Raw genomic sequence first — 22,733 nt, 5'->3', positions numbered from 1 at the left:
CCTGGATAATAAAAAAGGCCCGGTAAGCGCTAACGCTACCGGGCCTTTTTTGCCTTGTTAAATCATTGCATTTAGCTGAGCAGCGTAAAGGCAATCATCCCGACAATGGCCCCGGTGGTGCCGAGGATGGTTTCCATCAGCGTCCAGGTTTTCAGGGTTTGCGCTTCGGTCGCGCCGGTAAACTTACCGAACAGCCAGAAGCCAGCGTCGTTAACGTGCGAGACGACAATCGAACCGCCCGCGATGCAGATAGACAGTGCGGCCATCTGGGCACCGGAGTAGTTCAGCTGTTCAATCACCGGCATCACCAGACCCACGGCGGTTAAACATGCCACGGTGGCGGAACCCTGAATGATACGCACCGCCGCAGCCAGCACGAAGCAGGTTACCGCAATCGGCAGGCCCATTCCGGTCAGTGCTTCACCCAGAGCCGGGCCCACGCCGGAATCCACCAGCACCTGCTTGAACACGCCGCCGGCACCGATCACCAGCAGGATAATACCCGCAGGCTGCAGCGCGGCACCACAGATCTCCATCACGCGGTCTTTCGGCATACCCTGGCGCATCGCCAGGCCGTAAATCGCCACCAGACACGCCACCAGAATCGCCGTGAACGGGTGACCAATGAACTCAAACCATTCGTACGCGGCAGAACCGACCGGCACAAAGCGCGCGGCGATGGTTTTCAGGCCCACCAGCACCAGCGGGAGCAGGATCAGCGACAGGCTGAAGCCAAAGGATGGCATTTTGCCTTCGCCCAGGTGCGGCTCGGTGATGTCGTCCGGAATGTGCAGCTCAACGTAACGGCTGATGAAATTGCCCCACAGCGGACCGGCGATAATCATCCCCGGGATGGCCGCACACAGGCCAATCAGGATCATCCAGCCAAAATCGGCGTGCATCTGGGAGGCCAGCAGCATCGGCGCCGGCCCTGGCAGCAGAAACGCCGCAGCCGCCGCCACGCCCGCAAACAGCGGAATGACCAGCTTCACGAGGTTAGTGCCGGTATGGCGCGCCATGGAGAAGGCGACGCTGATGAGCAGCACCACCGCCACTTCGAAGAACAGCGGCAGTGCGCAAATCAGACCGGCCAGGCCAATCGCGTAATGCGCGCGGCTGTGCCCGAAGGATTTGAGCATTTTGACGGCAATCTGGTCGACCGCGCCCGTCTCATGCAGAATCTTGCCAAACATCGCGCCCAGCGCGACCACAATCGCCAGGAAGCCCAGCGTGCCTCCCATCCCTTTTTCCATCGTCGCGGCGATCTTGTCGAGCGGCATACCGGAAAAGAGACCTGCACCAATAGAAACCACCATCAAAGCAACGAAGGCGTGCATACGCGCCTTCATCACTAAAAACAGCAGCAGCAATACCGAACCCACTGCTGTCAAAACTAGCGTTAATGTACTCAAAACTTACTGCCTTTTGTTAATGACCTCAATGGTGCTGGCTACAACACCTTCCAGCGGCTGATCGATATCAACCACTAAGACGTCTTTTTCATCTTCACCCGGCTCCTGAAGCGCTTCGAACTGCGTCACCAGCATCTGGGTTTTAAAGAAGTGGCCTTTACGCGCTTTCAGACGGCTTTCAATCACCCCGAAATCGCCTTTCAGGTAGATGAACGAGAGGTTCGGATTGCCGTCGCGCAGCAGGTCGCGGTAGGTTTTTTTCAGCGCGGAACAGACGATCAGGGAAACTTTGTTGGTGCGCTGCATCGCGAACGCGGCGTCATTCAGCGCCTGCAACCACGGTTTGCGGTCGTCATCGTTCAGCGGTTCGCCGGAGGCCATTTTCATGATGTTGCTGCGCGGATGGAGGAAGTCACCATCAAGAAACGCAGCCTGAAGTTGATGCGCCACTTCGCTCGCCACGGCAGATTTACCGCTACCGGACACGCCCATCAGGACGTAAACGTGGTGATCGTGATTAGTCGTGCTCAAAGGGTGTCCCTCAGTCAATTGTTACGGGTAACAGTTATCGGTAACATTGTCCTGCTGGGGCAAAAGAGAAGCAATATCCAAACGTGCGCGAAGTGAATAAGTGTGAGCTACTTCAAATTTGTCAGTTCAAATAGATCCACCCGGTGACAAGGTGAAACCTAAATCTAACATTTTAGGGGTAACCGTCTCTCCACGAATGCGCGCCAGCAGGCGTTCTGCGCCAATGCGGCCCATGCGTTCACGCGGTGTCAGAACGCTCGCCAGACGCGGCTCCATCACCTGACCAATATCGTGGCCGTGGAAGCCGGCAATCGCCATATCCTCAGGGATCTTCAACCCCAGACGCTGGCATTCGAACGCTGCACCGACCGCAAGGTCATCGTTGGTACAGAAAATACCGTCCAGTTGCGGATACTCGCGTCGTGCCTGACGCATCAGCTCAATACCCGAGGTGTAAGATGAGGACTGCTCCACCATCACGCTGTACGGGGTTAAATTTGCGTCGAGCATCGCCTGCTCGTATCCCTTCTGTTTGATGATAGTACGTTCATCAAGACGCGCACCCAAGTAGGCAATATGACGATGACCACGGGCGATGATCGCCGCTGTCATCTGACGAGCCGCTTCAAAGTTATCGAACCCAACGGCGATGTCGAGGCATGGCGACTGGCTGTCCATGAGCTCCACCACCGGAATACCGGCGACTTCAATCATTTTGAGCGTGCGCGGCGTGTGGGTACGTTCGGTTAAAATCAGACCGTCAATGTTCCAGGAAAGCATTGATTCAAGACGTTCCTCTTCCAGTTCCGGCTTGTACCCATAGTGAGCGAGCATGGTCTGGTAACCAAAAGCATCGGTAACGCTTTCAATGCCGCGCAGAACTTCAGCGAAAACCTGGTTGGTCAGGGAAGGAAGCAGAACGCCCACCGCACGGCTGGTCGCATTGGAGAGAATATCGGGGGCGCGGTTGGGAATATAACCCAGTTCATCAAGGGCGGCGGCAATCTTGCCACGCAACGCCACGGAAACCTGTTCCGGGTTACGTAAAAAACGGCTGACCGTCATTTTGGTCACACCGACGCGATCGGCAACATCCTGAAGTACGGGGCGTTTCTTTTTCATCGTCCTGAGAAATCTTGAAGTGAGAGATTTGCTCAGTTTATCACGGACAAAGCTCAACCTTCCCCGTTTAAAGGGAAGGTTGAGAAATTATTTAGACCGGAGGCAGGTCAAACAGCAGGATTTCGCTTTCGCTGTCGGCGTGCACGGAGAGCGCCTGCTCATCCCAGACGGCCAGACCATCGGCGGTGGTGGCTTTGGTGCCGTTGATAGACACTTCCCCTTTCACCACCTGGATCCAGACGCGGCGGTTGGCGGCAATCTGGTGCACGGACTGCTCGTCTTTCGCCAGCGCCCAGCGGTACAGCTCCATATCCTGATGCACTTTCAGGGAACCTTCACGCGCGTCCGGGGACAGCACCAGCTGTTTGCCCTGTTTCGCGTCGAAGCGGCGCTGCTCGTAGCGTGGCGTGATGCCGGTCTCTTCTGGAATGATCCAGATTTGATACAGGTGCAGTTTTTCCGTTTTGCTCGGGTTGTACTCAGAGTGACGCACCCCGGTACCCGCGCTCATAATCTGGAACTCGCCCGCCGGCACCTGCTCTTTGTTGCCCATGCTGTCCTGGTGCTCAACCGCCCCTTCCAGCACGTAGGTCAGGATTTCCATGTCTTTGTGCGGGTGGGTACCGAAGCCCTGGCCTGCATCAATCACGTCGTCGTTAATCACGCGCAGCGCGGAGAAACCCATGAAGTTCGGGTCGTAGTAGTCGGCAAACGAGAATGAATGCCATGAGTCCAGCCAGCCATGATTTGCGTGACCGCGTTCGTTTGCTTTGCGTAAGTAGATCATTGTTTTCACCCTCAGTTCGTTTCGATGGAGTAAGTGTGGACTCAAACGGTCGGGGATCATAGAGGGTGAAAATTGACTCCTCTGTTCAAAAATTATGAACAAGCCCAGAGGAGCCGTTTTTGCTTATTTCGCGAGGGTTACCGTGGCAGGAGAAGCCTGTTCGAAGGCCCGTTCAAGGATTTCAAGGTTGGTCAGAACGTCAGATTCCTTGACGTAATTCGGCGCGCCGCTGGTAAGGGTTTCATATAGCGCATCATAGACGCGGCCATAGTCGCCGGTTTCCGGTTTCAGCTCTTCTTTGACCGTCACCCCCTCATCGTTCACATACTCCAGCACGCCCACGGAATCGTCCGCCGCAAAGCCCGGTTCGCCCGGCATGATGTTGGCCTTCAGGCTGGTCTCCTGCTGGTCAATGCCGTACTTAATGAACGAGCCTTTGGTGCCATGAACGATAAATTTCGGGTAGTCGATTTTCACCAGATGACTGGTTTTAACGATAGCCTTAAGGTCGCCGTAGAACAGCTGGGCCTCGAAGGTGTCGTCCGGATTGGCTTTGTTGCGCAGGCTGCGGATGTCGTAAGCCACGTGGTCCGGGCGGCCAAACAGGGAGATGATCTGGTCCATGGTGTGTACGCCCAGACCATAGAACGAGCCGTCCTGTGGCAGGCCGGGCTGGGTTTCCGCCACCGGGCGGTAGTAATCGAAGTGGCTTTCGATTTCCACAATGTCGCCAAGCTTGCCGCTCTCAATCGCCTTTTTCGCCGTCAGAAAACAGCTGTCAAAGCGACGGTTCTGATACGGTGTGACGGTCAGCCCTTTGCTTTTCGCCAGCGTAAACAGCGCTTTCGCTTCGGCAATGGTCGGGGTGAACGGCTTTTCCACCAGCACGTTCTTGCCCGCTTCGAGCGCGCGTTTCGCATAGTCAAAATGGCTGTCGGCGTGGGTGCAGACAACCACCAGCTTTACCTGCGGGTCATTCAATACTTCATCGAGATCGCTGGTGAAGTGAATGTGGGAGTACTGCGGGGATTGCTCTTCCGGCTTCGCGCGGCGGCGGTAGATATGGGCCACATGCCAGGTGTCTTTACGGTGGAGGACATACGGAAGGTGGTAACGCGTGGTGCTTTTGCCAAATCCAATAAATGCGCAATGTAGTGTCATGGCTCAGTCCTTTTAGAAGGTTACTGAGTTTAACCATAACAAAAAAAAAGCCAGCGAGAAGCTGGCTAAAGTAATACTGGAAGCAATGTGAGCAATGTCGTGCTTTCAGGTTCCCGTAGGGGTCCTCCTGAATGCAAAGCAATAATAATCATTCTCATTCGCACTTGTCCAATACTTTTTGCAAAAAATAGCGGTTGACTCAAATTTTAAAGTCATTGATGTTGGAGGGGACTTTTAACCGACTGAGGAACAAGGAATGAGTGAGATAGTGATACGCCACGCTGAACCGAGAGATTACGATGCCATTCGTCAGATCCACGCCCAGCCGGAGGTGTACCACAACACGCTACAGGTTCCTCATCCCTCAGAGCAGATGTGGCATGACCGGCTAACCGATCAGCCCGGCATTAAACAGCTGGTGGCTTGTATCGACGGGACCGTCGCCGGGCACCTGTGCATTGCCGTCGCACAACGCCCGCGTCGCAGCCACGTTGCCGATTTCGGTATTTGTGTGGGTGCGCAATGGCAAAATCGGGGCGTTGCCAGCGCGCTGATGCGAACCATGATTGATATGTGCGACAACTGGCTGCGCGTCGATCGCATTGAGTTAACGGTATTTGTTGATAACGAACCGGCAATCGCGGTGTACAAAAAGCACGGGTTCGAAATTGAAGGCACCGGCAAGCGCTACGCCCTGCGCAACGGCGAATATGTGGACGCGTACTTCATGGCGAGAATGAAGTGACACACTCCCCTCTCCCCTATGGGGAGAGGGTTAGAGTGAGGGGAATAATCAATACCCCGCCGTCAAATCATCCACCGAACGCGGATCCGACGCGCCAAACAGCGCGCCGTCTGGCCCCACCATAATGCTCTGGGTGCTGCCCATCGCCTCTTTCACCGCAACCTTCTGTCCGCGCTGCTCCAGAAGCTTGATGGTGTCCGGGCTAAAGCCCTTCTCCACGCGCAGTTCATCCGGCAGCCACTGATGATGGAAACGCGGCGCATTGGTCGCCTCGGCGACGTTCATGCCAAAGTCGATGCTGTTCACCACCATCTGTAGCACGGTAGTTATGATGCGGCTCCCGCCAGGGCTGCCGGTCACCAGCCAGGTTTTCCCGTCTTTCACCACGATGGTTGGCGACATGGACGACAGCGGACGCTTCTTCGGCCCCACCGCATTCGCATCGCCGCCGACCAGCCCGTAGACGTTTGGCACGCCCGGCTTGGCGGAGAAGTCATCCATCTCGTTGTTCAGCAGAATACCGCTGTTGCCCGCTACGATCCCGGTACCAAAGGTAGTGTTGAGCGTATAGGTTACCGCCACCGCGTTACCGTCTTTATCCACCACCGAGAAGTGCGTCGTCTGGTTGCTTTCATACGGCGCCAGCTTGCCGGGGCGGATCTCGCTCGACGGCTTAGCCTTGTTGATGTCGATCTGATCGGCAATAGATTTTGCATACGCCTTGTTGGTCAGCGCCTGCCACGGCACCTTCACGAAGTCCGGATCGCCGAGATATTCCGAGCGGTCGGCATAGGCGCGTTTTTCCGCCTCCGCCATCACCTGCATGGCATCTGCGCTGCCGAAGCCGAACTTGTGCATATCAAAGTTTTCAAGAATATTGAGGATCTGCACGATGTGAATGCCCCCGGAGGACGGCGGCGGCATGGAGAAGACCTCGTAGCCGCGATAGGTGCCGCTAATCGGCTCGCGCTCCACCGCCCTGTATTCCGCCAGGTCCGCTTTGGTGATAAGCCCGCCGTTCTTCTGCATCTCTTCCGCAATCTGGTCGGCAATCGCCCCTTTGTAGAACGCGTCCGGGCCGTGCTCCGCAATCAGCTCCAGGCTTTTGGCGAGGTTCTTCTGCACCAGCTTATCGCCCTTCTTCAGCGGCTCACCGTCTTTCCAGAAGATCGCCTTGCTGTTTTCGTGATTGGGAATGACTTCACTGCCGTAGGTCTTGAGGTCGTCCGCCAGGGCGTCATTGACCACAAATCCCTCCCGCGCCAGCCTGATGGCAGGCTGCACCACCTTGTTCAGCGGCATCGTGCCGTATTTTTCCAGCGCCAGCGAGAAGCCCGCAACGGTGCCCGGCGTGCCGGAGGCGAGGTGCGAGGTCAGAGATTTTTTACTGTCCGGGTTGCCCTGGTCGTCGAGGAACATATCGCGGGACGCCTGAGAAGGCGCCATTTCGCGGAAGTCGATGGCCGTGGTTTTGCCGTCTTTGGTACGCAGCATCATAAAGCCGCCGCCGCCCAGATTCCCCGCCTGCGGATGCGTTACCGCCAGCGCATAGCCGACGGCGACCGCCGCATCCACCGCGTTACCGCCCTGCTTAAGAATATCGACGCCCACTTGGGTCGCCAGCGCGTCAACCGAGGCCACCATGCCGTGCGTGGCCCGCACGGGGTGAAAAACATCCTCCTCCACGCCGTAAGAGACGGGAGGAGCGGCGGGCGGGTTGGCCGCCACGGTAAATGTGCCGCCTGCCATCAGCGCGGCGATGGCGACCCAGCGCAAGAAGGTTGGTTTCATCATTATTGTTCTCCAGGTGAAGGGATCCATATTCCCCGCTTAAGCCTGGTTCACAACTCCTAAAAAATCATCGTCATGGTGAAATCAGGGTAAACTTAAGAGAGACCTCAAGAGGAGGAAATGACAATGAAACGCTTGATGATTATTGCGGCGCTGATCCCGTTTGCCGCGCTCGCACAGCCACTCAACACCATGAACAACCCGAACCAGCAGGGTTATGTCATCCCGAGCCAGCAGCGTATGCAGACCGAGATGATGAGCCAGCAACAGCAGCAGAAAGGGATGCTCAATCAGCAGCTGAGAACGCAGACCCAGATGCAGCAGCAGAGCCTGCAAAACCAGATGAACGCCAACACCCAGCGCGTGCAGCAGGGACAGGTGCGCGAGCAGCCGCTGCCAAATAAAAACGGCGGGATGTTAGGGGGCGGGATGTCGCAAAGCAGCGGTCAGCAGCATATGCTGCCGACCCAGCAGAACGGCAGTATGCTCAATAAATAAATTTCGGGCCGATCTGGTCAATCGCATCGGTACAGATACTGTCCACGCCCCAGCGCAGCAGCTCGGCTGCGCGCTGGGGTTTGTTAACGGTGTAGACCAGAATATGCAGACCCGCGTCTTTCAGCATTTTCACCCGCGCCTCATCCAGCAGCTTGTGGTTCAGATGGATCGAGACGCAGCCTAAGCGGCCCGTCAGTTCACGCCAGTCCTCACGCCACTCGTCCAGCAGCAGCCCGCGCGGCAGCTCAGGTACAGCTGCCTGTGCGGCCTCCAGCGCGTCGATGTCAAACGACGACAGCAGCGGCGCGGTCATGCCTTCCCACAGCTCGCGCGCGGCAAGGGCAATCACTTTGCCCGTCAGCGGCCCGGTGCCGGTGGTCGGTTTGATTTCGATGTTCGCCATCATGCCGTGCTGGCGACAGCGATCGGCCACTTCCGCCAGCAGGGGCAGCGGTTCGCCTTTGAACTCGCCGCTGTACCAGCTTCCGGCGTCCACCTTCAGCAGATCGCGCCACGGCAGTTCACCCGCCACGCCCCAGCCGTTGCTGGTGCGTTCAAGATTGTCGTCATGCAGCAGGAAAATTTCGCCGTCCTTCGACAGCTTGGCGTCGAACTCGATCATCGTGTGGCCGTAGCGCGCGCCGACATCGATCGCCGCCAGGGTGTTTTCCGGGGCCAGCTTACCGCCGCCACGGTGGGCGACGACGTGGGGATAAGGCCAGTTGCTCATACTCGTTGTCCTGTTTCACCGTCAAAAAGGTGCAGATGGTTTTCCGGCAGGTGGAGCCACAGCGTGCTGCCCGCTTTCGGGCGCTCCTGATGCGCCAGGCGCACCACCATTTTTTGCTCGCCCCAGCGCCCGTGCGCCAGGTTATCTGCACCCAACATCTCCAGCGTGTCCATCACCAGCGGCACGCCGCCGTCCGCCTGAGAGGTTAAACCAATATGCTCAGGGCGGATACCGAGCGTCATCTTACGCCCGGCGTAGCCACGATAGTACCAGTTGATCGGCAACGCCATCCCGCTTTCCAGTTCAAAGTGGGTGCCCGCGTTGCTGATGCGCCCTTCCAGCAGGTTCATCGCCGGGCTGCCGATAAAGCTCGCCACAAAGCGGGTGGCCGGTTTTTCGTACACTTCCACCGGGGTGCCAATCTGCTCGGCAACGCCTTTGTTCATTACCATCACGCGCTGGGCGAGAGTCATGGCTTCGACCTGATCGTGAGTCACGTACAGTGACGTGGTTTTCAGACGACGGTGCAGCTGCTGCAGCTCAAGGCGCATCTGTACGCGCAGCTTGGCGTCGAGGTTAGACAGCGGCTCGTCGAACAGGAATACCGCCGGGTCACGCACGATGGCGCGCCCCATTGCCACGCGCTGGCGCTGGCCGCCGGAAAGCTCGCGCGGGCGGCGCTTCAGCAGACCGTCGAGTTCCAGAATGCGGGCGGCTTCTTTCACGCGTTCGTCAATATGGCCTTTGCCCATGCCGCGGATTTTCAGCCCCCAGGCCATGTTCTCTTCCACGCTCATGTGCGGATAGAGGGCGTAGTTCTGGAACACCATCGCGATGCCCCTGTCTTTCGGCTCCATCTCGGTGACGCGCTGGCGGTCAATCCAGATATCCCCGGACGTGACGCGCTCCAGCCCCGCCACCATGCGCAGCAGCGTGGACTTCCCGCAGCCGGATGGGCCGACCATCACGATAAATTCACCGTCCGCCACGTCGAGCGTCAGCGGCTGAATGACCTGGGTTTTACCGTCCCAGCTTTTGGTAACTGCCTGAAGTTTTAAACCTGCCATCTTATTTCTCGCTATCGACCAGGCCGCGGACAAACGCGCGCTGCATGGCTAAAACAATGACTACGGGTGGGATTAGGGTGAGCAGCATCGCCGCCATCACCTGGTTCCAGAGGGTGGTGCCTTCACCGGTGGCAATCATGCCTTTGATGCCCGCCACGGCGGTGCCGAGGTTGACGTCCTGAATAATCAGCAGTGGCCACAGGTACTGGTTCCAGCCGTAGATAAAGGTGATCACAAACAGCGCCGCAAGGTTGGTTTTCGACAGCGGCAGCACGATGTCGCGGAAGAAGCGCATCGGGGAGGCACCGTCGATGCGCGCGGCCTCAATCAGCTCGTCCGGCAGGGTCATAAAGAACTGGCGGAACAGGAAGGTGGCGGTCGCCGAGGCCATCAGCGGCAGGGTTAAGCCCGCGTAGCTGTCCAGCATCTTCAGGTTGGCAATCACCTCCACCGTCGGGAAGATACGCACCTCCACCGGCAGCATCAGGGTGATGAAAATCATCCAGAAGAACAGGTTACGCAGCGGAAAGCGAAACCAGACGATGGCGAAGGCCGAGAGCATCGACACCGTAATTTTGCCCACCGTAATGCCGAACGCCATGATGAAGCTGTTGAGCATCATCAGCCAGAACGGCGCGCTGTTGGCGCCCACGCCCTGGGTCCAGATGGTTTTCATGTTCTCGAAAAGATGCCCGCCCGGGATCAGCGTCATCGGCGTGTCGAACACCGCTTTGGTGTCCAGCGTGGCGGCGACAAAGGCCACGTACAGCGGGAACAGGATGACGATAATCCCTAAAATCAGCATGGTATGGCTGAAAATCGTCAGCCCGCGACGGTTCTCAATCATTGGTAGCGCACCTTACTTTCAACATAGCGGAACTGCACCACCGTGAGGATGATGACGAGGAACATCAGCACGACGGACTGGGCGGCAGAAGCAGAGAGATCGAGTCCGGCAAAACCTTCGCGGTAGATCTTATAAATAAGCGTCGTTGTCGCCTGCACCGGGCCGCCCGCGGTGGCGGCGTCGATCACCGGGAAGGTGTCGAAGAAGGCGTACACGAGGTTAACCACCAGCAGGAAGAAGCTCACCGGGGCAATCAGCGGCAGGGACAGCCTGAAGAAGCGGCGGATCGGGCCTGCGCCGTCAATTGCCGCGGCCTCCACCAGCGAGCGCGGAATGGACTGCAGCGCGGCAAAGAAAAACAGGAAGTTATAGCTGATCTGCTTCCACACCGAGGCGAACACCACCAGGAACATCGCCTGACCGCTGTTCTGGGCGTGGTTCCAGTCGTAGCCGAACTCTGCCAGGAAGTGAGTAATCAGCCCGCGACCGGGGTTAAACAGGAAGATCCACAGCACAGCGGCGACGGCGGGGGCCACGGCGTAAGGCAGCAGCATCAGGGTCTGATACAGGCGGCTGCCACGCACCACGTAGTCCACCAGTGCGGCGAAAAACAGCGAGGCAACAAGGCCGCTGACGGTGACCAGCGCGCTGAATTTCATCGTCGTCCAGAAGGAGTCCAGGTAGTAGCTGTCATGGAATAGCGCGGTAAAGTTGTCCAGCCCGACAAACTGGCTGGAGAGCCCGAACGGATCGACGCTTTGTACCGAGTACCACAGCGCTTCGCCCGCAGGCCAGATAAAGAAGATAACGGTGATGACCAGCTGAGGCGCGACCAACAGGTACGGCAGCCAGCGGGAGCGAAACACCGGACGGGATGAGGACATGGAGATTGGGTTCCTGAACAATGCCGGGTGGCGGCTGCGCCTTACCCGGCCTGGATGGGGCACGTCGTAGGCCCGGTAAGCGCAGCGCCACCGGGCGAATCACAAATTACGATTTCGTCGACTGCTCAAAGCGGCGCAGCAGCTGATTCCCGCGCTCTACTGCGGAATCCAGCGCCTGCTGTGGCGTTTTCTTCCCGGTCCACACGCTTTCCAGCTCTTCATCCACGATGGTGCGGATCTGCGGCATGTTGCCCAGACGCAGGCCTTTAGTGAATGGCAACGGCGGCTTGTTCAGCATCTGACGCGTCGCGATGTCCGCGCCCGGGTTTTTGCTGTAGAAGCCCTGCTCGCGGGTCAGATCGTACGCGGCTTTGGTGATCGGCAGGTAGCCGGTCTTCTGGTGCCACTCGGCGGCATTTTCCGGCTTCGCCAGGAAGTCGAGGAATTCGGCCACGCCTTTATAGGTGCCCTTATCTTTACCCTGCATCACCCACAGGCTCGCCCCGCCGATGATGGCGTTCTGCGGCGCGCCCTTCACGTCAGCGTCGTACGGCATCATGCCCACGCCGTAGTTGAATTTGGCGTAGTGACGAATATCCGCCAGCGAGCCGGACGAGGCAGTGGTAATGGCGCAGTCGCCGTTGTAGAACTTCTCGGTGGATTCGTCTTTACGCCCGAAGTAGCTGAAGTCGCCCTTCTTGTTCAGATCGGCAAGCAGCGCAATGTGCTTCACCTGCTCCGGCTTGTTGAACTCGAGTACCGCGTCGGTGCCGTCGAAGCCATTGTTTTTGGTGGCAACCGGCAGGCCGTGCCAGGCGCTGAAGTTTTCAATCTGGATCCAGCCCTGCCAGCCGCTGGCGTAGCCGCACTTCATGCCCGCCGCTTTCAGCTTCGCGGTGTATTCGGCCAGGTCCTGCCAGGTTTTTGGCGGCTGCTCCGGATCTAAACCGGCTTTTTTGAAGGCGTCTTTGTTGTAGTACAGCACCGGTGTGGAGCTGTTAAACGGCTGGGACAGCAGGTGACCGGTTTTGGAATCGGTATAGTAACCCGCTACGGTCGGCACGAACTGGGATTCATCGAAGTTGATACCCGCCTCTTTGAACACTTCATACACCGGCTTGATAGCTTTGGAGGCCATCATGGTGGCGGTGCCCACTTCATACACCTGTAACAGTGCAGGCGCGTTGCCGGTACGGAAGGCGGCGATGCCCGCGCTCAGGCTCTGCTCGTAGTTACCTTTGTACACCGGCACAATTTTGTAATCCGGATGGGTGTCGTTGAAACGCTGCGCCAGGGAGTCAACTTCTTTACCCAACTCCCCTTCCATGGAATGCCAGAACGGAATGGTGGTCACAGCCATTGCGTTCGTCGCAAAAGCCAGACCCAGTGCCAGACCCAAAGCTGTGTGTCGTAACGATGTCATTGTCATCTCTCTTATTGTGCCGGATGCGCGATATCACGCGTTTTATGCTCGCGAGGTAACATGACATGCTCGAATGACAGAAAAATAACTGTTTGTTTACAGATAAGTGACAGTAAAGGGTCAGGGGGATGATGGTTGTGTGAAGGGGTTAATATGAAAAAAGCCGGGTGGCGGCTGCGCCTTACCCGGCCTACTCGATCCCTGTAGGCCCGGTAAGCGTAGCACCACCGGACAATACAGACGGCTCAGCCGCCCAGGTAAGCGCTCCGCACCGCTTCGTTCGCCAGCAGCGCGTCTCCGGTATCCTCAAGCACCACGCGGCCGTTCTCCAGCACGTAGCCACGGTCAGCGAGCTTCAGCGCCTGGTTGGCGTTCTGCTCGACGAGGAAGATGGTCATCCCCTCTTTACGCAACTGCTCGATGGTGTCGAATATCTGCTGGATAATGATTGGTGCCAGGCCGAGCGACGGCTCGTCCAGCAGCAGCAGGCGCGGCTGGCTCATCAGCGCGCGGCCAATCGCCAGCATCTGCTGTTCACCGCCGGACATGGTGCCCGCACGCTGAATGCGGCGCTCCCACAGTCGCGGGAAGAGTTCGTACACCCACTTGATGCGGGTCTGGTATTCATCGCGGTGAGCGAAGAATCCGCCCATCGCCAGGTTCTCTTCCACCGTCATGCGGGAGAAGACGCGACGCCCTTCCGGGACAATCGCCACCGCCTCACGCATAATTCTGGCGGTCTGCCAGTCGGTAATGTCTTTACCATCGAACACAATCCGCCCGCTGGTGGCGCGCGGGTCGCCGCACAGGGTGCCGAGCAGCGTGGTTTTGCCCGCGCCGTTGGCGCCAATCAGGGTGACGATTTCACCCTGATTGATGTGCAGGCTGACGTCGTGCAGCGCCTGGATCTTGCCGTAGTGCGCATTGACCTTGTCGAACGTTAACATCGCTTTTTCCATCTTATGCCTCACCAAGGTATGCGCGGATCACGTCCGGGTTGTTGCGGATCTCTTCCGGCGTGCCGTTTGCCAGCGGCGTGCCCTGGTTTACCACGTAGATACGGTCCGAAATGCCCATCACCAGCTTCATGTCGTGCTCAATCAGCAGGATGGTGGTGTCGTGATGATCGCGCAGCTCGGCAATCAGCTCGTCCAGCTCTTTAGTCTCTTTCGGGTTGAGGCCCGCCGCCGGTTCGTCGAGCATCAGGATCTCCGGCTGGGTCACCATGCAGCGCACAATCTCCAGTCGACGCTGGTCGCCATAGGCCAGGTTGCTCGCCTGACGGTTGGCGTGCTGCAGCAGGCCGATGCGGTCGAGCCAGGTGGCGGCGCGATCGAGCGCCTCCTCCTGCGCGCGGCGGAAGGCCGGGGTTTTCAGCAGGCCGGAGAACAGGCCGGTTTTCAGCTGCTGATGCTGTGCCACCAACAGGTTCTCAATCACCGTCATCTCGCGGAACAGGCGCACGTGCTGGAAGGTACGCACCACGCCCATGCGGGCAATCTGCTGGCCCGGCAGCCCTTCCAGGTGCTGGTCGCGCAGCATGATGGTGCCGCCCGTCGGCTTGTAGAAGCCGGTCAGACAGTTAAAGACCGTGGTTTTCCCCGCGCCGTTCGGGCCAATCAGGGAGACGATCTCTTTTTTATGCAGGTCCAGGTTCACGTTGTTGACCGCCAGCAGGCCGCCAAAACGCATCATCAGACCGTTTACGGATAATAATGGCTGACTCATGCCTGCTCTCCTTTCGCTTCCACATTCTTAAGCTTCAGCTGTGGACGCGTCATCGGCAGCAGACCCTGCGGACGCCAGATCATCATCAGCACCATCAAACCACCCAGCATCAGCATGCTGTATTCGTTAAAGTCGCGCATCAGCTCGCGAGAGACCACCAGCAGGATGGCCGCGAGGATAACGGCGAACTGCGAGCCCATCCCGCCGAGTACCACAATCGCCAGCACAAAGGCCGATTCGGCAAAGGTGAACGACTCGGGGCTGACGAAGCCCTGGCGCGCGGCGAACAGCGTGCCGGCGAAACCGGCAAACGCGGCGCTGATGGTGAACGCGGTTAGCTTGATGCGGGTCGGGTTCAGGCCCAGAGAGCGGCAGGCGATCTCATCTTCGCGCAGCGCTTCCCACGCTCGGCCCAGCGGCATGCGCAGCAGGCGGTTGATCACGAACAGGGTGATGACCACCAGCAGCAGCGCCACCAGGTAGAGCCAGATCACGCGGTCAGAGGGATCATATTTGATGCCAAAGAAGTTGCTGAAGGTATCCCAGCCGCCTTCGCGGGCGGTACGGCTGAACTCCAGGCCGAAGAAGGTCGGCTTCGGGATCTGGCTGATGCCGTTCGGGCCGCCGGTCACTTCGGTGTTGTTGAGCAGCAGGATACGGACGATTTCACCGAAGCCTAAGGTCACAATCGCCAGGTAGTCACCGCGCAGGCGCAGCACCGGGAAGCCGAGCAGGAAGCCTGCGGCGGCAGAGACCAGCCCCGCCAGCGGCAGGCAGGTCCAGAAGCCGAGGCCGTAATAGTGGTTCAGCAGCGCGAAGGTGTACGCGCCGATAGCGTAGAAACCGCCGTAGCCCAGCACCAGCAGGCCGGACAGCCCCACCACCACGTTCAGACCGAGGCCGAGGATCACATAAATCATGGTCAGGGTGGCGATGTCCACCGTGCCGCGCGACACCATAAACGGCCACGCCACGGCAGCCACCAGCAGCGCCACGAGGAACAGCTTCTGTTTGACCGTTGTACCGTCGATCGCCGGCAGGACGAATTTCGGTCCGGAGACATTTTTCAGCGTTTTCTGGAACAGCGGGCGCAGCAGCTGGAACAGGAACACCACGGCGGTGCCGATAAAGACCCACTGCCAGCGAATATCAGCTGCAGTATCGACAACGAGTTTGGTGCCATTCAGCTCAAGCTGGACGCCCATAAAGACGCTGGCCAGCACGAAGAACATGGCGGCAGAGAGCAGCGCCATTGCAAAATGCATCGGTTTCATACTTTCTCTACCTCCGGACGGCCCAGAATACCGGTAGGCATCACCAGCAGAACCAGAATCAGCAGGGCAAACGACACCACGTCTTTATATTCGGTGCTCAGGTACGCCGAGGAGAGCGCTTCCGCCACGCCCAGGATCAGGCCGCCAATCATCGCGCCCGGAATGCTGCCGATGCCGCCCAGTACCGCCGCGGTGAAGGCTTTCATCCCGGCCATAAAGCCGATGTACGGGTTAATTACGCCGTAGAACTGGCCGAGCAGCACGCCAGCCACCGCCGCCATCGCCGCGCCAATCACGAAGGTCAGGGCGATTACGCGGTCGGTGTTGATGCCGAGCAGGCTCGCCATCTTCAGGTCTTCCGCGCACGCGCGGCAGGCGCGTCCCATGCGGGAGTAGCGGATGAACAGGGTCAGGGCGAGCATGGCGACAAAGGTCACGACCCAGATCACCAGCTGCATCGTGGTAATAGAGGCAGAGAAGTTTTCGCTGGCCCCCACAATCCACTGGCCGTTAAACAGGCTTGGCAACGCCACGTCGCGCGAACCTTCGGTCAGGCTGACGTAGTTTTGCAGGAAGATCGACATCCCAATCGCGGAAATCAGCGCAATAAGACGCTTGGAGCTGCGCACCGGCCGGTAGGCCACGCGCTCGATGCTCCAGCCGTAGGCGCTGGCGATCACGATCGCGCCAACAAACCCGGCGGCGACCAGCAGCCAGCTGCTGTCGATGCCCATCATCATCAGCGCGGCGATAATCATAAAGGAGACGTAGCTACCGATCATGTACACCTCGCCGTGGGCGAAGTTGATCATGCCGATAATGCCGTAAACCATCGTATAGCCGATGGCGATCAGCGCGTAGGTGCTTCCCAGCGTGACGCCGTTAAACATCTGCTGCAAAAAGTAGAGAAACTGCTCGGACATATGCAAACCTTTTTATACCCGCCCGGTGAGCCGGGCGGTGGGATAATTATTTGGCGACCGAGGACGAACCGTCGGCGTGCCACTTAAAGACACCAAACTCAAATCCCTTCAGATCGCCTTTCTCATCCCAGTTCAGCGGCCCAATCACGGTGTTCGCCCCGTGTGCTTTTAAATCTTTCACCAGATCCAGCGGCTCTTTGCTGCCGGTACGCTCCAGTGCGGTTGCCAGAGACTGCACGGCCGCGTAGGTGATCCAGACGTATGGACCACTCGGATCTTTCTTCTGCGCCTTGAGCGCATCCACGATAGCCTTGTTGGCCGGATCCTGGTCATAGCGTTTTGGCATCGTCACCAGCATGCCTTCGGCAGAATCCCCTGCGATGTTTGACAGGGAGGCGTTGCCCACGCCCTCTGGCCCCATAAACTGGGTTTTCAGACCGGTGGCGCGCGCCTGGCGCAGCATCTGGCCCATTTCCGGGTAGTAGCCGCCGTAGTAGACGAAGTCGATGTTCTCTTTTTGCAGACGGGCGATCAGCGCGGAGAAGTCTTTTTCGCCTGCGGTAATGCCGTCGAAGAAGACGATGTTCGCGCCGCCTTTTTTCAGGCCGTCCTGCACGGAGCGCGCCAGGCCTTCGCCGTACTGCTGCTTGTCATGAATGATGGCGATACGCTGTGGCTTAACGGTCTCGAGGATGTATTTGGCCGCGGTTGGCCCCTGGGAGGAGTCCAGCCCGGCGGTACGCATGATGTGCTGGTAGCCGCGCTGCGTCAGCTCAGGGTTGGTGGCGCCCGGAGTGATCATCAGAATACCTTCGTCTTCGTAGATATCGGACGCGGGCTGGGTGGAGGATGAGCACAGGTGGCCGATGACGTACTGAATCCCGTCGTTGACGATTTTGTTGGCGACCGCAACGGCCTGTTTCGGATCGCAGGCGTCGTCATACTCCACGCCTACCAGCTTGTCGCCCTTGATGCCGCCTTTGGCGTTGATGTCTTTGATGGCCTGACGCGCGCCGTTAAACTCCATGTCACCCCACTGGGCAACAGGGCCGGACATCGCACCGACTACCGCAACTTTAATCTCTTCCGCCATGGCCGCATGCGAGATCGCCAGTGCAACCATTCCCGCGATAAATGTCTTCGCGTTCCTTTTCATCTCAGAATCCCCATTCGTGATGTCGTGTTTATATTTTGTTTTATTATGGTTAAAAAGCATTCTGTACTTTTAATGAACAACGCTATTTTTACCAGTGCCTTTAATGGTTTAGCGCAGTTTTTTGTCAAAAACCAGACTAAAATCTCTATTTTTCAGGCGATTAAGGAAAGATAATATTCTGAAATCAGGCAGAGATAAACAAATAAAAGTGCAGTTTGCAGCATAAAATAACGGTACAAAGCGCCGAATAAATCGCTGCCATTCAGGTTAAAATTCTGCTTATTTTTCGATCCATGTGTTTTCACACTGCCCATTGCATTGCTAAAAAACTAATCACCTGGTTAATGAGAATAAAAAGAGGAAGCCGCTGAGTGAATAAATTGAGTACACTGCCTCTACTCAATTTGATTTGGACAAGCTGCTAATGAAACTGACTATCGTGCGTCTGGTGACCTTTAGCGACCAGGATCATATCGACCTGGGCAAGATCTGGCCGGAATATTCCCCTTCGTCGCTGCATGTCGACGAGAACCATCGCATTTATGCCGCGCGCTTCAACGAGCGCCTGCTGGCCGCGGTTCGCGTGACCCTGAGCGGTACAGAAGGGGCGCTGGACTCGCTGCGCGTGCGTGACGTGACCCGTCGTCGCGGTGTGGGACAGTATTTAATTGAAGAAGTGATCCGCGAAAACCCGAACGTAAACTCATGGTGGATGGCCGACGTGGGCGTGGAAGACCGCGGCGTGATGGCGGCGTTTATGCAGGCGTTAGGGTTTACGGCGCAGGAGAGCGGGTGGGAGAAGCGCTAAAAGAAAGCCGGGTGGCGGTTGCGCCTTACCCGGCCTACAATTTCTACCGCATTTTCCCAGGGTATTATTTGGCGTCAGTTGCCGTGCCGTTAGCATGCCAGTCAAACACGCCGAACTCAAAGCCCTTCAGATCGCCCTTCGCGTCCCAGGAGAGCGGCCCCATCACGGTTTCCACCGTGTTGGCTTTCAGCCAGGTGGCAATCTCAGCCGGATCGGCTGACTGGTTCAGGCCCGCCTGCAGAGACTGCAGCGCTGCGTAGGTGGTCCAGACGAACGCGCCGCTTGGATCCTGCTTCTTCGCCTTGATGGCATCTACGATAGGTTTGTTCGCTGGCACCTGGTCGTAGTTCTTCGGCTTGGTCACCAGCAGACCTTCGGCAGATTCACCCGCGATGTTAGACAGGGAAACGTTCGCCACGCCTTCCGGGCCCATGAACTGGGTTTTCAGACCCGCCGCGCGCGCCTGACGCAGGATCTGGCCCATTTCCGGGTGGTAGCCGCCGTAGTAAACGAAATCGATATTCTCTTTCTTCAGACGCGCCACCAGGGTGGAGAAGTCTTTCTCGCCGGCGGTGATCCCGTCAAAGAAGACCACGTTGGCATTGCCTTTTTTCAGACCGTCCTGCACCGCACGGGCCAGACCTTCACCATACTGCTGTTTGTCGTGAACAATCGCGATACGCTGCGGCTTCACTTTTTCCAGAATGTACTTAGCCGCCGTTGGGCCCTGATCGGAGTCCAGACCGGTGGTACGCAGGGTCAGCTTGTAGCCGCGCGCGGTCAGCTCCGGTGCGGTCGCAGCCGGGGTGATCATCAGAATACCTTCGTCTTCGTAGATGTCAGACGCGGGCTGAGTAGAAGAGGAGCACAGGTGACCGATAACGTATTTGATGCCGTCGTTGACCACTTTGTTCGCCACCGCGACCGCTTGCTTCGGGTCACAGGCATCGTCGTATTTTACGATCTGCAGTTTTTCGCCCTTGATGCCGCCCTTAGCATTAATGTCTGCAACTGCCTGTTCTGCGCCCGTAAATTCCTGGTCGCCGTACTGTGCTACCGGACCGGACATTGCGCCCACCACGGCCACTTTAATATCTGCCTGCGCCATGGTGCTGAATGCCAACGCGATACATCCTGCCAGTAACGCTTTACCCTTCATGTTCATCCTGAGATTCCCCATTATTATGGTTATTACGATTGTTGTGATGTTGTTGTGCAGCGCTTTATTTCAGTTATTGGTGTGCTGTTCGCGCTTTTTCAGCATACTCTGCTAAAACATACCCCATTTTTATGATTTTGGAATAGCTAATTTGAAATGAATATATGATAAGCCCGACAGGATTTACCGCCGGGCTGGTGGCTTTAACGTGTCAGCGACGCGGAGATAATGTCCAGCGCTTTGCGGAACTGCGCTTCGGGGATGGTAAGCGGATAAAGGAAGCGGATCACGTTGCCGTAAACGCCGCAGCTCAGGAGCAGCAGCCCTTCGTTCAACGCGCGCTCCTGCACCTGACGGGTAAATTCCGGCGACGGTTGCCCAGATTGCGGATCGTTAAACTCTACCGCGACCATCGAGCCCTGGGCACGGATGTCGGCGATGAACGGACAGTTTTCCTTCGCTTTGTTGAGCACTTCTACCAGATGATGGCCGAGGTGCGCCGAGCGCGTGCAGAGATCTTCCTCATCAATCACGTCCAGCACCGCGTGCGCCGCGGCAATCGCCAGCGGGTTACCTGCGTAGGTACCGCCCAGACCGCCAGGTGCAGGCGCGTCCATCACCTCGGCGCGGCCCGATACCGCTGAGAGCGGCATCCCGCCCGCGAGGCTTTTTGCCATGGTGATCAGGTCCGGCTTCACGCAGTGGTGTTCCATCGAGAACAGCTTGCCGGTGCGGGCGAAGCCGCTTTGCACCTCGTCGGCAATCAGCAAAATCCCGTGGGTATCACACAGGGCGCGCAGCGCCTGCATAAAATCAGCGGGCGCAATGTTGAACCCGCCCTCTCCCTGAACCGGTTCGAGAATAATGGCCGCCACCTGGTCTGGGGCGATATCGGCCTTAAAGATGCGCTCCAGGCTTTTTAATGCTTCCGCCGTGCTGATGCCGTGCAGACCGTCAGGGAATTGAGCGTGGTATACCGAACCGGGGAACGGGCCGAAACCCAGCTTGTACGGAGCGACCTTACCGGTCAGCGCCATGGTCATAAAGGTGCGACCGTGGAACGCGCCGCCGAAGGTGATAAGGCCGGGGCGTCTGGTATACGCGCGGGCAATTTTGACCGCGTTTTCGACCGCTTCAGCACCCGTCGAGAAGAAGGCGGTTTTGGCCGGGCCGTCAATCGGCACGCGCTGGTTGATGCGCTCGGCAAGCGCCACATAGCCCTCATACGGCACAATCTGGTAGGCCGTGTGGGTAAAAGCGTGGAGTTGTTTTTCGATAGCGGAGATAACTTTGGGATGGCGATGGCCAGTATTCAGCACCGCGATCCCGGCGGCGAAATCGATGTACTCATTGCCTTCCACGTCCCACACCGTGGCGTTTTCGGCTTTATCAGCATAGAAGTTACACATCACGCCGATGCCGCGCGGCGTCGCCTGTAAACGCCGGTCATTCAGTTCGTTATTTTTCACCCTGACCCCCTGAGAAAATCGCCTGCTTAGCGCATCAGTAAGTGTTTGCCAGGGGGGAGAAATTCGCCAGAGCGGGCGCTAAAAAAACAAAACCCCCGAATTTGCATTCGAGGGCTCTCGGTGTACTTCGCGGTAATTACGCTTCGATAGCAGCGCGAAGTTTTTTCATGGCGTTCTTTTCAAGCTGACGGACACGTTCCGCAGAAACGCCGTAGCGGTCAGCCAGCTCCTGCAGCGTGGACTTGTTGTCTTCGTCCAGCCAGCGGGCGCGGATAATGTCCTGGCTACGCTCGTCGAGGCCTTCCATCGCATGGGTCAGCTTGTTCGCAGCCTGATCTTCCCAGTTGTCCTCTTCAATGCCGTCGGCAAAGTTAGAGGTTTTATCCTGCAGATACAGAACCGGTGCCATCGGCTGGCTGTCAGATGCGTCGTCGTCGGAGGACATATCAAAGGTCATGTCCTGCGCGGCCATACGGGATTCCATCTCACGGACGTCTTTGCTGGATACACCCAGCTCGCGCGCCACCATTTCCACTTCATCCTGATTGAACCAGCCCAGACGCTGCTTGGTTTTACGCAGGTTGAAGAACAGCTTACGTTGCGCTTTTGTCGTGGCGACTTTCACGATACGCCAGTTGCGCAGCACGTATTCATGAATTTCTGCTTTGATCCAGTGTACAGCGAAGGAGACCAGTCGCACGCCCACTTCCGGGTTAAAGCGACGTACAGCCTTCATCAGGCCTATGTTACCTTCCTGAATCAAGTCCGCCTGCGGCAGGCCATAGCCCGCATAGTTACGAGCAATGTGAACAACAAAGCGCAGGTGAGACAGGATCAGCTTTTTCGCTGCTTCCAGATCGCCCTGGTAATGCAGCTTTTCAGCAAGCTCCTTTTCTTCCTCGGCCGTTAACATCGGCCAGGTGTTCGCAGCCCGGATGTAAGATTCCAGGTTACCAACAGGGGCTAAAGCTAAAGTTTGCATTTCTTTGGTCATTCATTCCTCTCAATGTTTCTTCTGGTCCAGGCTGTCCCCGTCAGGCAACAACCATGCCAAAGCGTTTGAGCAACGAGATTAGCATTCACTCTTTTATCAGACAGTGATTTTATCCACAAGTTCCAGGTGCAACGGTGAATAAATTACGCACAAAATGTGACATGGAGATGATAACAGGGGAAGAGACAACAGGGACGCTTTCCCTGCAGAGCGAACATCTCGGT

At 57.5% G+C, this 22,733-nt stretch carries 22 protein-coding genes; 3 read left to right on the top strand and 19 right to left on the bottom strand.

Annotation, left to right across the window (positions count from 1 at the left end):
- Window positions 1–71: 71 nt before the first annotated feature.
- From gntU to OKF39_RS02375, 5 genes are all read right to left on the bottom strand, one after another.
- The gene (gene gntU / locus OKF39_RS02395) at window positions 72–1,412 is read right to left on the bottom strand and encodes a gluconate transporter (RefSeq protein ID WP_047366855.1); all 1,341 of its coding nucleotides are present in this window, start codon (window positions 1,410–1,412) and stop codon (window positions 72–74) included.
- 3 nt (window positions 1,413–1,415) lie between these two features.
- Window positions 1,416–1,943, bottom strand: a complete 528-nt coding sequence (gene gntK / locus OKF39_RS02390) for a gluconokinase (RefSeq protein WP_045260947.1) — start codon at window positions 1,941–1,943, stop codon at window positions 1,416–1,418.
- Window positions 1,944–2,069: 126 nt separating this feature from the next.
- Entirely contained in the window at window positions 2,070–3,065 is a 996-nt protein-coding gene (gene gntR, locus OKF39_RS02385; protein ID WP_041911546.1) for a gluconate operon transcriptional repressor GntR, read from the bottom strand.
- 91 nt (window positions 3,066–3,156) lie between these two features.
- Entirely contained in the window at window positions 3,157–3,852 is a 696-nt protein-coding gene (locus OKF39_RS02380) for a pirin family protein (protein ID WP_003861565.1), read from the bottom strand.
- A gap of 123 nt (window positions 3,853–3,975) precedes the next feature.
- Window positions 3,976–5,013, bottom strand: coding sequence for an oxidoreductase (locus OKF39_RS02375; RefSeq protein ID WP_028015159.1), 1,038 nt, complete (start codon window positions 5,011–5,013; stop codon window positions 3,976–3,978).
- 256 nt (window positions 5,014–5,269) lie between these two features.
- Between OKF39_RS02375 and yhhY the strand changes: the two genes are divergently transcribed.
- The gene (gene yhhY / locus OKF39_RS02370) at window positions 5,270–5,758 is read left to right on the top strand and encodes an N-acetyltransferase (RefSeq protein ID WP_028015158.1); all 489 of its coding nucleotides are present in this window, start codon (window positions 5,270–5,272) and stop codon (window positions 5,756–5,758) included.
- 48 nt (window positions 5,759–5,806) lie between these two features.
- Here yhhY and ggt read toward each other — a convergent pair whose 3' ends face one another.
- On the bottom strand, window positions 5,807–7,552 hold the full coding sequence (ggt, locus tag OKF39_RS02365) for a gamma-glutamyltransferase (protein ID WP_074171895.1): 1,746 nt from the start codon (window positions 7,550–7,552) through the stop codon (window positions 5,807–5,809).
- A 123-nt stretch (window positions 7,553–7,675) separates the two neighbouring features.
- Between ggt and OKF39_RS02360 the strand changes: the two genes are divergently transcribed.
- Window positions 7,676–8,047 carry a DUF2756 family protein gene (locus OKF39_RS02360; RefSeq protein WP_045260950.1) on the top strand — a complete coding sequence of 124 codons (372 nt, stop codon included), beginning with the start codon at window positions 7,676–7,678 and terminating at the stop codon, window positions 8,045–8,047.
- Here the strand turns inward: OKF39_RS02360 and ugpQ are convergent.
- The 10 genes from ugpQ to livK form a co-directional block, all read right to left on the bottom strand.
- Window positions 8,037–8,777 carry a glycerophosphodiester phosphodiesterase gene (gene ugpQ / locus OKF39_RS02355; protein WP_069733686.1) on the bottom strand — a complete coding sequence of 247 codons (741 nt, stop codon included), beginning with the start codon at window positions 8,775–8,777 and terminating at the stop codon, window positions 8,037–8,039. The genes OKF39_RS02360 and ugpQ overlap by 11 nt on opposite strands.
- Entirely contained in the window at window positions 8,774–9,844 is a 1,071-nt protein-coding gene (locus OKF39_RS02350; RefSeq protein WP_063437705.1) for a sn-glycerol-3-phosphate import ATP-binding protein UgpC, read from the bottom strand. The genes ugpQ and OKF39_RS02350 overlap by 4 nt, the downstream gene beginning before the upstream one ends.
- A 1-nt stretch (window position 9,845) precedes the next feature.
- The gene (gene ugpE / locus OKF39_RS02345; RefSeq protein ID WP_028015153.1) at window positions 9,846–10,691 is read right to left on the bottom strand and encodes a sn-glycerol-3-phosphate ABC transporter permease UgpE; all 846 of its coding nucleotides are present in this window, start codon (window positions 10,689–10,691) and stop codon (window positions 9,846–9,848) included.
- Entirely contained in the window at window positions 10,688–11,575 is an 888-nt protein-coding gene (ugpA, locus tag OKF39_RS02340; protein ID WP_023618241.1) for a sn-glycerol-3-phosphate ABC transporter permease UgpA, read from the bottom strand. Before ugpA ends, ugpE begins: the two co-directional genes overlap by 4 nt.
- A 106-nt stretch (window positions 11,576–11,681) precedes the next feature.
- Complete coding sequence (gene ugpB, locus OKF39_RS02335; RefSeq protein WP_023310025.1) at window positions 11,682–12,998, bottom strand: sn-glycerol-3-phosphate ABC transporter substrate-binding protein UgpB; 1,317 nt, start codon at window positions 12,996–12,998, stop codon at window positions 11,682–11,684.
- 245 nt (window positions 12,999–13,243) lie between these two features.
- The gene (gene livF, locus OKF39_RS02330; RefSeq protein ID WP_008500102.1) at window positions 13,244–13,957 is read right to left on the bottom strand and encodes a high-affinity branched-chain amino acid ABC transporter ATP-binding protein LivF; all 714 of its coding nucleotides are present in this window, start codon (window positions 13,955–13,957) and stop codon (window positions 13,244–13,246) included.
- A 1-nt stretch (window position 13,958) separates the two neighbouring features.
- A complete protein-coding gene (gene livG / locus OKF39_RS02325) occupies window positions 13,959–14,726 on the bottom strand; it encodes a high-affinity branched-chain amino acid ABC transporter ATP-binding protein LivG (protein WP_028015149.1) in 768 nt (255 codons plus the stop codon).
- Entirely contained in the window at window positions 14,723–16,000 is a 1,278-nt protein-coding gene (locus OKF39_RS02320) for a high-affinity branched-chain amino acid ABC transporter permease LivM (RefSeq protein WP_045631383.1), read from the bottom strand. Before OKF39_RS02320 ends, livG begins: the two co-directional genes overlap by 4 nt.
- Entirely contained in the window at window positions 15,997–16,923 is a 927-nt protein-coding gene (gene livH / locus OKF39_RS02315; protein ID WP_028015147.1) for a high-affinity branched-chain amino acid ABC transporter permease LivH, read from the bottom strand. Before livH ends, OKF39_RS02320 begins: the two co-directional genes overlap by 4 nt.
- A gap of 46 nt (window positions 16,924–16,969) precedes the next feature.
- Window positions 16,970–18,079 (bottom strand): high-affinity branched-chain amino acid ABC transporter substrate-binding protein LivK, encoded by a 1,110-nt coding sequence (gene livK, locus OKF39_RS02310; RefSeq protein ID WP_028015146.1) that lies wholly within the window; start codon window positions 18,077–18,079, stop codon window positions 16,970–16,972.
- Between the two features lie 424 nt (window positions 18,080–18,503).
- Here livK and panM point away from each other — a divergent pair, with 424 nt between their 5' ends.
- Window positions 18,504–18,887: an aspartate 1-decarboxylase autocleavage activator PanM gene (gene panM / locus OKF39_RS02305; protein ID WP_045631384.1), complete on the top strand. Its 384-nt coding sequence runs from the start codon at window positions 18,504–18,506 to the stop codon at window positions 18,885–18,887.
- A 64-nt stretch (window positions 18,888–18,951) separates the two neighbouring features.
- Here panM and livJ read toward each other — a convergent pair whose 3' ends face one another.
- The 3 genes from livJ to rpoH form a co-directional block, all read right to left on the bottom strand.
- Entirely contained in the window at window positions 18,952–20,052 is a 1,101-nt protein-coding gene (gene livJ, locus OKF39_RS02300) for a branched chain amino acid ABC transporter substrate-binding protein LivJ (protein WP_072201786.1), read from the bottom strand.
- A 197-nt stretch (window positions 20,053–20,249) separates the two neighbouring features.
- Entirely contained in the window at window positions 20,250–21,515 is a 1,266-nt protein-coding gene (locus tag OKF39_RS02295) for a 4-aminobutyrate--2-oxoglutarate transaminase (RefSeq protein WP_059357298.1), read from the bottom strand.
- Window positions 21,516–21,651: 136 nt separating this feature from the next.
- Window positions 21,652–22,509 carry an RNA polymerase sigma factor RpoH gene (rpoH, locus tag OKF39_RS02290; RefSeq protein WP_028015143.1) on the bottom strand — a complete coding sequence of 286 codons (858 nt, stop codon included), beginning with the start codon at window positions 22,507–22,509 and terminating at the stop codon, window positions 21,652–21,654.
- Window positions 22,510–22,733 lie beyond the last annotated feature (224 nt).

It is taken from the genome of Enterobacter cloacae complex sp. HYC042_NIDB (genome assembly GCF_056673315.1).
Note: the sequence above shows the minus strand (reverse complement) of the source record. Positions and strands in the feature narration are given on the sequence as shown.

Coding starts and splice junctions, on each gene's coding strand:
- gntR (WP_041911546.1), bottom strand. CDS start 3,065: ATGAAAAAGAAACGCCCCGTACTTCAGGATGTTGCCGATCGCGTCGGT.
- OKF39_RS02380 (WP_003861565.1), bottom strand. CDS start 3,852: ATGATCTACTTACGCAAAGCAAACGAACGCGGTCACGCAAATCATGGC.
- OKF39_RS02375 (WP_028015159.1), bottom strand. CDS start 5,013: ATGACACTACATTGCGCATTTATTGGATTTGGCAAAAGCACCACGCGT.
- yhhY (WP_028015158.1), top strand. CDS start 5,270: ATGAGTGAGATAGTGATACGCCACGCTGAACCGAGAGATTACGATGCC.
- ggt (WP_074171895.1), bottom strand. CDS start 7,552: ATGATGAAACCAACCTTCTTGCGCTGGGTCGCCATCGCCGCGCTGATG.
- OKF39_RS02360 (WP_045260950.1), top strand. CDS start 7,676: ATGAAACGCTTGATGATTATTGCGGCGCTGATCCCGTTTGCCGCGCTC.
- ugpQ (WP_069733686.1), bottom strand. CDS start 8,777: ATGAGCAACTGGCCTTATCCCCACGTCGTCGCCCACCGTGGCGGCGGT.
- OKF39_RS02350 (WP_063437705.1), bottom strand. CDS start 9,844: ATGGCAGGTTTAAAACTTCAGGCAGTTACCAAAAGCTGGGACGGTAAA.
- ugpE (WP_028015153.1), bottom strand. CDS start 10,691: ATGATTGAGAACCGTCGCGGGCTGACGATTTTCAGCCATACCATGCTG.
- ugpA (WP_023618241.1), bottom strand. CDS start 11,575: ATGTCCTCATCCCGTCCGGTGTTTCGCTCCCGCTGGCTGCCGTACCTG.
- ugpB (WP_023310025.1), bottom strand. CDS start 12,998: ATGACATCGTTACGACACACAGCTTTGGGTCTGGCACTGGGTCTGGCT.
- livF (WP_008500102.1), bottom strand. CDS start 13,957: ATGGAAAAAGCGATGTTAACGTTCGACAAGGTCAATGCGCACTACGGC.
- livG (WP_028015149.1), bottom strand. CDS start 14,726: ATGAGTCAGCCATTATTATCCGTAAACGGTCTGATGATGCGTTTTGGC.
- OKF39_RS02320 (WP_045631383.1), bottom strand. CDS start 16,000: ATGAAACCGATGCATTTTGCAATGGCGCTGCTCTCTGCCGCCATGTTC.
- livH (WP_028015147.1), bottom strand. CDS start 16,923: ATGTCCGAGCAGTTTCTCTACTTTTTGCAGCAGATGTTTAACGGCGTC.
- livK (WP_028015146.1), bottom strand. CDS start 18,079: ATGAAAAGGAACGCGAAGACATTTATCGCGGGAATGGTTGCACTGGCG.
- panM (WP_045631384.1), top strand. CDS start 18,504: ATGAAACTGACTATCGTGCGTCTGGTGACCTTTAGCGACCAGGATCAT.
- livJ (WP_072201786.1), bottom strand. CDS start 20,052: ATGAACATGAAGGGTAAAGCGTTACTGGCAGGATGTATCGCGTTGGCA.
- rpoH (WP_028015143.1), bottom strand. CDS start 22,509: ATGACCAAAGAAATGCAAACTTTAGCTTTAGCCCCTGTTGGTAACCTG.